This window comes from Streptomyces mayteni (assembly GCF_054783955.1).
Genome location: NZ_BAAGPR010000028.1, coordinates 61965 through 72567 on the forward strand (window position 1 = coordinate 61965; position 10603 = coordinate 72567).

General features: G+C 75.6%; 9 protein-coding genes. 2 read left to right on the forward strand and 7 right to left on the reverse strand.

All coding sequences use genetic code 11. The annotated features are described in order from the left end of the window. Positions 1–130 precede the first annotated feature (130 nt). The 6 genes from ACYVPE_RS15655 to ACYVPE_RS15680 all read right to left on the reverse strand — a co-directional run bounded on the left by ACYVPE_RS15655 (position 131) and on the right by ACYVPE_RS15680 (position 7121). On the reverse strand, positions 131–484 hold the full coding sequence (locus tag ACYVPE_RS15655) for a MerR family transcriptional regulator (RefSeq protein ID WP_461034187.1): 354 nt from the start codon (positions 482–484) through the stop codon (positions 131–133). A gap of 13 nt (positions 485–497) precedes the next feature. After that, positions 498–1253: an SDR family NAD(P)-dependent oxidoreductase gene (locus tag ACYVPE_RS15660; RefSeq protein WP_461034188.1), complete on the reverse strand. Its 756-nt coding sequence runs from the start codon at positions 1251–1253 to the stop codon at positions 498–500. 165 nt (positions 1254–1418) lie between these two features. Beyond that, a complete protein-coding gene (locus tag ACYVPE_RS15665) occupies positions 1419–2567 on the reverse strand; it encodes an acyl-CoA dehydrogenase family protein (protein ID WP_461034189.1) in 1149 nt (382 codons plus the stop codon). Positions 2568–2572: 5 nt separating this feature from the next. Continuing rightward, on the reverse strand, positions 2573–3526 hold the full coding sequence (locus tag ACYVPE_RS15670; protein ID WP_461034190.1) for a hydroxymethylglutaryl-CoA lyase: 954 nt from the start codon (positions 3524–3526) through the stop codon (positions 2573–2575). Then, positions 3523–5499: an acetyl/propionyl/methylcrotonyl-CoA carboxylase subunit alpha gene (locus ACYVPE_RS15675; RefSeq protein ID WP_461034191.1), complete on the reverse strand. Its 1977-nt coding sequence runs from the start codon at positions 5497–5499 to the stop codon at positions 3523–3525. Before ACYVPE_RS15675 ends, ACYVPE_RS15670 begins: the two co-directional genes overlap by 4 nt. Before the next feature lie 14 nt (positions 5500–5513). Further along, positions 5514–7121, reverse strand: a complete 1608-nt coding sequence (locus tag ACYVPE_RS15680; protein ID WP_461034192.1) for a carboxyl transferase domain-containing protein — start codon at positions 7119–7121, stop codon at positions 5514–5516. A gap of 49 nt (positions 7122–7170) precedes the next feature. Between ACYVPE_RS15680 and ACYVPE_RS15685 the strand changes: the two genes are divergently transcribed. Further along, a complete protein-coding gene (locus ACYVPE_RS15685; RefSeq protein WP_461034193.1) occupies positions 7171–7815 on the forward strand; it encodes an SACE_7040 family transcriptional regulator in 645 nt (214 codons plus the stop codon). A gap of 67 nt (positions 7816–7882) precedes the next feature. Continuing rightward, complete coding sequence (locus ACYVPE_RS15690) at positions 7883–8743, forward strand: sigma-70 family RNA polymerase sigma factor (RefSeq protein WP_461034194.1); 861 nt, start codon at positions 7883–7885, stop codon at positions 8741–8743. Positions 8744–9551: 808 nt separating this feature from the next. On the opposite strand, the gene ACYVPE_RS15695 is transcribed toward ACYVPE_RS15690, so the two are convergent. Continuing rightward, the coding region (locus ACYVPE_RS15695) for a tetratricopeptide repeat protein (protein ID WP_461034195.1) at positions 9552–10603 on the reverse strand (1052 nt) is incomplete at its 5' end.

The following is a 10603-nucleotide window of genomic DNA, read 5'->3' on the forward strand; positions in this document are numbered from 1 at the left end:
CCAGGCGGAGGAGTTGGCGGCGTCGGCGGCTGTGGCGGTAACGACGGATCGGTCACGGCCTCGGAAGCACCCCCCGTGTCGAGTCGTCACCCACTGTACGGCGACGGGCACGCGCCCACCAGCGCGTGCGCTACGCCCGCCGCGCGGCGCGGAGTGCCGTCGCCAGGCGGTCGCGGATGTCGGACTGGGCGGCGATGCGGGCGTCGAGGACGGCGAGGCGGCGTTCGGCGATGCGGAGGCCGACCTCGCTCGGTGCGGCGACCGTCAGGTCGCCGTCCAGGCAGGTGCGGAAGGCCAGGGCGTCGTCCAGGGTGAGGCCGGCCGCCAGCAGGTGCCGGATGTTGCGGACCCTGGCCACCGTGGAGTCGGGGTAGTCGCGGTAGCCGTTCGCCGCCCGGTCCGCCGTGATCAGGCCGGCCTCCTCGTAGTGCCGCAGCGCGCGTGGCGTGGCGCCGGTGGCCTTCGCCAACTCCCCGATCCACATGCGTCACATCCCATCACGCCACGGCCGCACCGCCGTCCACCGGGAGGACCACGCCGGTGACGAAGGCGGACGCGGCCGGGTCGGCGAGCCGGACGATGGCCGCGGCGACCTCCTCGGGCCGGCCGACGCGGCCCAGCGGGGTGTGCGCCAGCTGCCACTTCCGCACCGCCGCCTGCCGCTCCGGGCTGAGGCCCATGTGGTCGGCGATCGGCGTCGCGATCGCGCCGGGCGCGACGGCGACGACCCGGATGCCGCGCGGCGCCAGCTCGACGGCCCAGCTGCGGGTGAGCGAGTCCAGCGCGGCCTTGGTGGCGCCGTAGACCGAGTTCTCCGGCCAGCCGCGCAGGCCGATGGAGGTGCTGACGTTGACGATCACGCCGGGCCCCTCGGCGAGCGCGGGAAGCGCGGCGCGCGCCAGCAGGGTGGGGGCGACCACGTTGGTGGTGAGCTGGGTTCGGATGGTCTCCTCGGACACCTCGGCGAGCGGCGTGGCACCGGCGACGCCCGCGTTGTTGACGAGGACGTCCAGGCGGCCGTGCGTCGCGAGCACCGCGTCGACGATCCGGGCCGGCTCGCCTGGGCCGGTGATGTCGCCCGTCAGCGGCGTGATGCCGGGGTGGCCTTCGGCGGTCTCGGCCAGCGGCTCGGCCCGGCGGCCGACCGCGACCACCGCCGCGCCCTCGGCGGCGAAGGCCCGGGCGGTGGCCCGGCCGATGCCGGTGCCGGCGCCGGTGACGAGGACGGTGCGGGAGCTGGTTGCGTCGTTCATGGCGGCATCCTGGAACCCTGCCGCCAACGGCAGCGTCAAGCCGGCCCTACGCGCGGAGCGTCTCCGGCAGGTTCCGCCGGTCGACGCACGGCAGCGACTCGACGTGGCCACGGGCCCCGTCGGGGATCACCGGGAAGGACAGGTCGAGCGCGGTGGCGCTCGGCGTTACGACGTCAGGCCCAACTCTCGGGCGATCAGCATCCGTTGGACCTCGCTGGTGCCCTCGCCGATCTCCAGGATCTTGGCGTCGCGCCACATCCTGGCGACCGGGTACTCGTTCATGAAGCCGTAGCCGCCGTGGATCTGGGTGGCCTCGCGGGCGTTGGTGACGGCGGCGTCCGAGCTGTGCAGCTTGGCCACGGCGGCCGCCTTCTTGAAGGGCTCGCCGGCCGCCATCCGGGAGGCGGCGTCGCGCCAGGCGGTGCGGGAGGTGTGGGCGCGGGCCTCCATGTCGGCCAGTTTGAACTGGATGGCCTGGTTGGCGCCGATCGGGCGGCCGAACGCCTCGCGGGTGCGGGCGTAGGCGGTGGACTGGTCGACGCAGCCCTGGGCCAGGCCGGTGGCGAGGGCGGCGAACGCGATCCGGCCCTCGTCGAGGACGGTGAGGAACTGGGCGTAGCCGCGGCCCTCCTCGCCCAGCAGGTTGGCCAGCGGCACCCGGCAGTCGGTGAAGGAGAGTTCGTGGGTGTCCGACGCGTTCCACCCGACCTTGGAGTAGCCGGGCGCGACCGTGAGCCCCGGGGTGCCGGCGGGGACGACGACGGTGGAGATGGCGCCGTCCGCACCGGTGCGGGCGGTGACGGTGATGGGCCCGGTGATGTCGGTGCCGGAGTTGGTGATGAAGCTCTTGCTGCCGTTGACGACCCAGTGATCGCCGTCCCGGACGGCGGTGGTGCGGGTGCCGCCGGCGTCGGAGCCGCAGCCCGGCTCGGTGAGGCCGAACGCGGCGAGCTGCTCGCCGGCGCAGAGGCGCGGCAGCCACTCCCGCTTCTGCTCCTCGGTGCCGAAGCGGAAGATGGGGGTGACGCCGAGCGAGACGCCGGCCTCCAGGGTGACGGCCACGGAGGAGTCGACGCGGGCCAGCTCCTCGATGGCGAGGCAGAGGGCGAGGAAGTCGCCGCCCATGCCGCCGTACTCCTCGGGGAAGGGCAGGCCGAACAGGCCCATCTTGCCCATCTCGCGGACGATCTCGTAGGGGAAGGTGTGCGCCTCGTAGTGCTCGGCGATCCGCGGGGCGACGACGTCGTTCGCGAACTGCTCGACGGTGCGGCGGAGTTCCTCGTGTTCCGGGGTCAGCCGGTGGTCAAGGGACATGTGCGTCACTCCTCGTGGGAGTCAGGGGATTCGGGGGATTCGGGGGTCAGGGCCCGAACGGTGCGGGAGGGGCTGGGGCGGCCGAGGTAGCCGGCGAGCCAGGCGCTGGTGGCGGTGAGCCGGTCGAGGTCGACGCCGGTCTCGATGCCGAGGCCGTCGAGCATCCACAGCAGGTCCTCGGTGGCGAGGTTGCCGGTGGCGCTCTTCGCGTAGGGGCAGCCGCCGAGCCCGCCGGCCGAGGCGTCGACGGTGGTGACGCCGTGCCGGAGGGCGGTCAGGGTGTTGGAGAGCGCCTGCCCGTAGGTGTCGTGGAAGTGGACGGCGATCCGCTCGGTGGGGACGCCGGCCTCGTTGAGCGCGGTGAGCAGAGCGGTGACCTGCCCCGGGGTGGCGACGCCGATGGTGTCGCCGAGGCTGAGCTCGCTCACGCCGAGCTCGATCAGCCGGCGCGCCACGGCGACGACCCGGCCGACCGGCACCTCGCCCTCCCAGGGGTCGCCGAAGCACATCGAGACGTAGCCGCGGACGGGGATGTGCTCGACGACGGCGTGCGCGACGACGGGCGCGAACATCCGCAGCGACTCCTCGACCGAGCGGTTGAGGTTGGCCTTGGCGAAGGACTCGGTGGCGCTGGCGAAGACGGCGACCTCGCGGGCGCCGAGCGCCAACGCCCGGTCCAGGCCGCGCTCGTTGGGGACGAGGACGGGCAGCCGGCGGTCGTGGAGGTCGTCCAGCAGGGGGAGGAGCCGCTCGGCGTCGGCGAGTTGGGGGACCCAGGCGGGGTGGACGAAGCTGGTGGCCTCGATGGTGGTGAGGCCGGCGTCGGCGAGGCGGTGGATGAACTCGGCCTTGACCTCGACCGGGACGACGGCCTTCTCGTTCTGCAGGCCGTCCCGGGGGCCGACCTCGTGGATGCGGACCCGGGTGGGGAGTGCGGCGTCGCGAACCGGACGTGTCATGGCGCCGGCTCCTCGGGGGTGACGACGGCGAGCGGTTGGTCCATGGCGACGGTGGCGCCCGGCGTGACGGTGAGCTCGGTGACGGTGCCGTCGTGCGGGGCGGCGATGACGTGCTCCATCTTCATGGCCTCCACGACCAGCAGGCTCTGCCCGGCGGCCACCCGGTCGCCGACGCCGACCTTGACGACGGTGACGGTGCCCGGCATGGGCGCGGCGAGCGCGTCGGCCCCGGCGGCGGCGCGGGGGCCCGCGCCGGCGATCGGGTCGTGTTCCGTGACGTGCCAGGCGTCGCCGTCCCGGCCGAGCCAGTGCCCGCCGGGGACGGCGACGTGGTGGAAGGCGTGGACGACGCCGGCCAGTTCGAGGCGGACGGTGTCGGGGGTGAGCGCCACCAGGCGGGCCGGCACGGGCGCCGCTTCGCCGAGCCGGGCCTGGCCAGGCCGCACGGCGACCTCGACCGGGTCGTGGCCGGGGACGCGCGACCGGGCGGTGATCCAGGCGGGCTCGCCGCCGAGCCGCCAGCCTGAGGGGACGGCGAACGGGTCCGCCCAGCCGGCCGGGTCGGGCGGCGGGGTGAGGGCGGCCCGCCGGAGCAGCGCGGCGGCCACGTACACCTCGTCCGGCACGGCGGCCGGGATGAGCGCGGGTGCCTCGCGGTCCACCAGGCCGGTGTCCAACGTGCCGGCGACGACGTCGGGTTGGGCGAGGAGGCGGCGCAGGAAGCCGGTGTTGGTGTCGACGCCGAGGACGGTGGTGCGGGCGAGGGCGGCGCGCAGCAGCCGCAGCGCGGTGGGGCGGTCGGGGCCGTGGGCGACGACCTTGGCGAGCATCGGGTCGTAGGCGGTGGACACCTCGGTGCCCTCGGCCAGGCCCGAGTCGACGCGGACGCCCTGGCCGGCCGGCTCGCGGAGCAGCCGGATCGTGCCGGCGGAGGGCAGGAAGCCGGTGGCCGGGTTCTCGGCGCAGATCCGGGCCTCGACGGCGTGGCCGGTGGCGGGCATCTCCTCCTGGGCGAACCCCAGCGGTTGGCCGGCGGCGATCCGCAGCTGCCACTCCACCAGGTCGAGGCCGCTGACCAGCTCGGTGACCGGGTGCTCGACCTGGAGCCTGGTGTTCATCTCCATGAAGGAGAAGGTGGCCGGGTCGTCGCCCGGCACGATGAACTCGACGGTGCCGGCGCCCCGGTAGCCGCAGGCGCGGGCGGCCTGCGCGGCGGCCTCGCCCATCCTGGCGCGGGTGGCCGGGTCGAGCAGCGGGCTCGGCGACTCCTCGACCAGCTTCTGGTGGCGGCGCTGGAGCGAGCACTCGCGCTCGGCGAAGCGGAGCACGGTGCCGTGGTCGTCGGCGAGCACCTGCATCTCGATGTGGCGGGGGCGCTCGATCCAGCGCTCGGCGAGCAGCGTGTCGTCGCCGAAGGAGGCCAGCGCCTCGCGGCGGGCGCCGGCGATCGCCTCCTCCAACTCGCCGGCCGCGGTGACCCGCCGCATGCCCTTGCCGCCGCCGCCGGCGGCCGGCTTGAGGAGCAGCGGCAGGCCGAGCTTCCCGGCGGACGCGGCGAGTTCGGGCCCGGAGACGCCGGGCACGACGGGCACCCCGGCGGCCTCGACGGCGGCCTTGGCGCGGATCTTGTCGCCCATGGTCTCGATGGCGGCGGCCGGCGGCCCGACGAAGGCGAGCCCCGCGGTGGTGACGGCGCGGGCGAACGCCGCGTTCTCGGCGAGGAAGCCGTAGCCGGGGTGGACGGCCTGGGCGCCGGTCTCGGCGGCCGCGGCGAGCAGCCGGGGAGTCGCCAGATAGCTCTCGGCGGCCGGCGCCGGGCCGAGGCGCACCGCCACGTCCGCCTCGCGGACGTGGCGGGCACCGGCGTCGGCGTCGCTGTAGACGGCCACCGAGCGGATGCCGAGCCGCCGCAGGGTGCGGACGACCCGGACGGCGATCTCGCCCCGGTTGGCGACGAGCACGGTGTCGAACATCGCGCGAAGCTCCCTCACATCCGGAAGACGCCGTGACTCGGCTCGGCCAGGGGCGCGTTGGCGCACGCGGTGAGGGCGAGCCCGAGCACCGCGCGCGTCTCCAGTGGGTCGATCACGCCGTCGTCCCAGAGCCGGGCGGTGGCGTAGTAGGCGCTGCCCTGCGTCTCGTACTGGCGGCGGATCGGCGCCCGGAACTCCGCCTCCTCCTCGGCCGACCACGCGTCGCCGAGCTGGTCGCGCTTGACGGTGGCCAGCACGGCGGCGGCCTGCTCGCCGCCCATCACGGAGATCTTGGCGTTGGGCCACATCCACAGGAAGCGCGGCGAGTACGCCCGGCCGCACATCGAGTAGTTGCCCGCGCCGTAGGAGCCGCCGATCACCACCGTGAGCTTGGGGACCCGGGCGCAGGCGACGGCGGTGACCATCTTGGCGCCGTGCTTGGCGATGCCGCCCGCCTCGTAGTCGCGGCCGACCATGAAGCCGGCGATGTTCTGGAGGAAGAGCAGCGGGATGCCGCGCTGGTCGCACAGCTCGACGAAGTGGGCGCCCTTCTGGGCGGACTCGGAGAACAGGATGCCGTTGTTGGCGACGATGCCGACCGGGTGGCCGTGGATCCTGGCGAAGCAGGTGACCAGCGTGGTGCCGAACTCGGCCTTGAACTCCTGGATCCGGGAGCCGTCGACCAGCCGGGCGATCACCTCGCGGACGTCGTAGGTGGTGCGGGAGTCGACCGGGACCACGCCGTAGAGCCCGGCCGGGTCGACGGCCGGCTCCTCGACCGGCGCCACCGACCACGGCAGCGGGCCGCGCTCCGGCAGGGTGGCGACGATGGTGCGGACGATCCGGAGCGCGTGCGCGTCGTCCTCGGCGAGGTGGTCGGTGACGCCGGAGACCCGGGAGTGCACCTCGCCGCCGCCCAGCTCCTCGGCCGTGACGACTTCGCCGGTGGCGGCCTTCACCAGGGGCGGGCCGCCGAGGAAGATCGTGCCCTGGCCGCGCACGATGACGGCCTCGTCGCTCATGGCCGGCACGTAGGCGCCGCCGGCGGTGCAGGACCCGAGGACGGCGGCGATCTGCGGGATGCCGGCCGCCGACATCCTGGCCTGGTTGTAGAAGATCCGCCCGAAGTGCTCCCGGTCGGGGAACACCTCGTCCTGCATCGGCAGGAAGGCGCCGCCCGAGTCCACCAGGTAGAGGCAGGGGAGCCGGTTCTCCAGCGCGACCTCCTGCGCCCGCAGGTGCTTCTTGACGGTGAGCGGGTAGTAGGTGCCGCCCTTCACGGTGGCGTCGTTGGCGACGATCACCGCCTCGCGCCCGCTGACCCGGCCGATGCCGGCGATCACCCCGGCGGCCGGGGCCTGCCCTTCGTAGAGGCCGTGGGCGGCGAGCGGGGCCAGCTCCAGGAAGGGCGAGCCGGGATCGAGCAGCGCGTCCACCCGGTCTCTCGGCAGCAGCTTGCCGCGCGCCGTGTGCCGGGCGCGGGCCCGCTCGCCGCCGCCGAGACGGGCGGCCGCCAGCTTCTCGCGCAGCTCGGCCGCGAGCTCGCGGTGGGCCGCCTGGTTGGCTCGGAACGCTTCTGACGCGGGATCCGCCGTGCCGCGGTGCGTCGGTGCCTGCCGCATACCGGACAGGTTAACGCTCGTTAACGGGACCTGTCTACAATAGGTACCTATGACCACGCACGCCGCCGGCAACGCCTCGGGCAACAGGTCCTCGGGCAACACCGCGAGGACGGCCTCCGCGCGCCGCGAGCAGATCCTGCGCGAGGCCTCCCGGCTCTTCGCCGAGCGCGGCTTCCACGGCGTCGGCGTCGACGAGATAGGGGCCGCCGTCGGCATCAGCGGCCCCGCGCTCTACCGGCACTTCGCGGGCAAGGACGCGATGCTGACCGAGCTGCTCGTCGGCATCAGCAGCCGGCTGCGGGACGGCGGCATCCGCCGGGTGGCCGAGGCGGAGGCGGCGGGCCACCCGCCGCTGGCCGCGCTTGACGCGCTGATCGCCGGACACATCGACTTCGCCCTCGACGACCGGGCGCTGATCACGCTCCACGACCGCGAGCTCGACTGGCTGCCCGAGGAGGACCGCAAGCGGGTGCGGCGGCTCCAGCGGGAGTACGTGGAGCTCTGGGTCACCGTCGCCCGCGACGCCTACCCCGACCTGCCAGAACCGGACGCGCGGGCCGCGGTGCACGCCGTCTTCGGCCTGCTCAACTCCACCCGCCGGCTCTCCCGCCCCCACACCCTCCCGGACCGCGCGGCGACGGCGGCCCTGCTGCACCGCCTGGCCCGCGCGGCTCTGGCGGCGGCCGCCGACTGACCTCGTCACATCCGCGCCGTCCCCCACGTCAGGGTGGTGACGGCACGAACGACGGGACGGTCACGGCATGCACGAAGAGGAACTCCTGGCACGCCGCTTCGAGGCGGACCGCGACCACCTGCGGGCGGTCGCCCACCGGATGCTCGGCTCGCGCAGCGAGGCCGACGACGCGGTGCAGGAGGCGTGGCTGCGGCTGAGCCGCGCCGACACCGGCGAGGTGGTCAACCTCACGGGCTGGCTGACGACGGTGGTGGGGCGGGTCTGCCTCGACATGCTGCGCTCCCGCACCGCGCGGCGCGAGGAGCCACTGGAGGGGGCACCGACCGGCGTGGCCGCCGGCGCCGCCGGCGCCGATCCGGAGCACGAGGCGCTGCGCGCCGACTCGGTGGGTCTCGCCCTGCTGGTGGTGCTGGACACGCTGTCCCCGGCCGAGCGTCTCGCGTTCGTGCTGCACGACCTGTTCGGGGTGTCCTTCGACGAGATCGCCCCCATCGTCGACCGCACCCCGGCCGCGGCCCGCCAACTGGCCAGCCGCGCGCGGCGCCGGGTCCGGAGCGCGCCGGACGGGGCCCCGGCCCCCGACCCGGACCGCCAGCGCCGCGTCGTCGCCGCCTTCGCGGCCGCCGCCCGCGGCGGCGACCTCGCGGCGCTGCTCCGGCTTCTCGACCCGAACGTGACGGTCCGCTCCGCCCTGGGCACGATGCGGGGCGCCGACGCCGTGGCGTCGAACGCGATCACCTACGCGACGGCCGCCCGGTCCTCCCGCCTCGCCCTGATCGACGGCACCCCCGCCCTCGTCTCCCTCCACGACGGACGTCCGGTGGCGGTACTGGCCTTCACGATCATCGACGACCGGATCACGGAGATCGCCAGCTACCAGGACGCCACGTCGATCGCCCCCCTGCCGATCGTCTACCTGCCGGCCTGATTTCCCCCACCCACCCGCCCTCACCCGGCCCCGGCGGCCGAACGCGGGCCGCACCCCGCAGCCCGCAGTGTCGGCCGGATATCGGCCCGCCTGCGGCGGGAAGGGGCTGTGCCCCCGGGGAAGCATGTGGCGGGCAGACAGCCCCGGCACCGGCGACCGCAGAAGGCACCCCGGCCGTGCCGGCACAGCCCGGCACCGGCGCCCCGCCGTCCTTCCGCGGCTGGGCACCGGTACGGCCGGGTGCGCCGGTGGCCAGCCCTGGCACCGCAGCACGCGCAACGCGCCCTGCGGCCGGCGCCGGTTCGGGGCAGCACCCCGTCCTGCGGGAAGCGGGCGGGAGAGGCGGGCAGTCCCATCGCCGCCCAACGCCGAAGGCACCCCGACGCCGGCGCGGCCGGCCGTGCCGGCTAAGACGGGCCCGGTGGCCAGCCCGGCACCGGCCTCCGCCCCGGTGGAAAGGGCGGGCGAGTGGGAAACCCCCGCCCACCCCGCACCGCACCGCGGAACGCGGGTGAGCACACCGCCACAGGCCAAATGCGGCTGCGGCCAGTGCAGCTGGCCCGCACCAACACCACCCCCATCCGGCAGGGAAAGGGTGGGCGGGTGGGAAACACCGCACCGCACCGCGGAGCGTGGGTGGGCGTGGGGCCGCAGGGTGAAGGTGACCTGCGGCCCCACGCAGCTGGTCGTACCGACACCGCCTCCCGCCCCCGGCAGGGAAGGGGCGGGTGGGTGGGGGAAAGCCCCCGCGACACCAACCCGCGGCCGGCGGCGGGCAGACGGTAGGCGGCTACGCCGGCCGCGCCGGCTAGGCCGTCAGTTCCTGACGGAGCGCGTCCCGCAGGCGGGCCGCCCGGGCCGTGACCTCGGGGGGGCCGAGTTCCATGGCGCGCGTGCACCACGTGCCGCCCTCGGCCAGGTCGCCGCGCCGGGAGGCGAGCAGCGCGAGCTGCAGCGCGGCCCGGCCGTGGCCGGCCTCGGCGGCGCGGCGCCACCAGAGCGCGGCCTCCGGCTCGCTGCCCTCGCGGGCCAGCAGCAGCCCGAGGTTGAACGCGCCGTTGCGGCTGCCCGCCTCGGCGGAGGCCCGGTACCAGTGGGCCGCCGTCACCACGTCGTCCCTGGCCGCCGCGCACATGCCGAGCCGGACCTGGGCGCGGCGGTGGCCGCGCTCGGCCGCCGAGGTGTACCAGCGCTCGGCCGCCTCCTCGTCGCCGCGCCGCTCGATCAGCACGGCGAGCCGGAAGGCGCCCTCGACGCTGCCGCCCTCGGCGGCCCGGGTCAGGTGCTCCTCGGCGCGCCGCTGGTCGGCCTCGGAGCCGCCGGCCCGCAGCAGTTCGACGGCGATCTGCAGCGCCGCCTCCGGGTGGCCGGCCGCCGCGGCCTGCTCGTACCAGTGCCGCGCCTGCGCCGTCTCGTCCCGGCCGGCGTGCAGGATGCCGAGGTTGAACGCCGCGTCGACGCTGCCGGCCTCGGCCGCCTTGGAGAACCACGGCTCGGCGCCGGCCGCGTCGCCGCGCTGCAGCAGCAGCACGGCCAGCGCGTTGGACGCGTCCCGGTGGCCCGCGTAGGCGGCGCGCCGGTACCACTGCTCGGCCTGGGCCATCCGGCCCTGACCGGCGCAGAGCAGCGCCAGGTTGAAGGCGCCGTTGGTGTCGCCCGCGTCGAGCGCGGCCCGGTACCAGCGCTGCGCCTCCTGCCGCTCGCCGCGCTCCGCGCACAGCGCGCCGAGCGCGTTGGCCGCCGGTCCTTCGCCGTCCCGCGCGGCGCGCCGCCACCAGCGCTCCGCGGCGACCGCGTCGCCGCCGTCGCGGAGCAGGAAGCCGAGCGCGCTCGCGGCGCGCGGCTCGCCCGCCTCGGCGG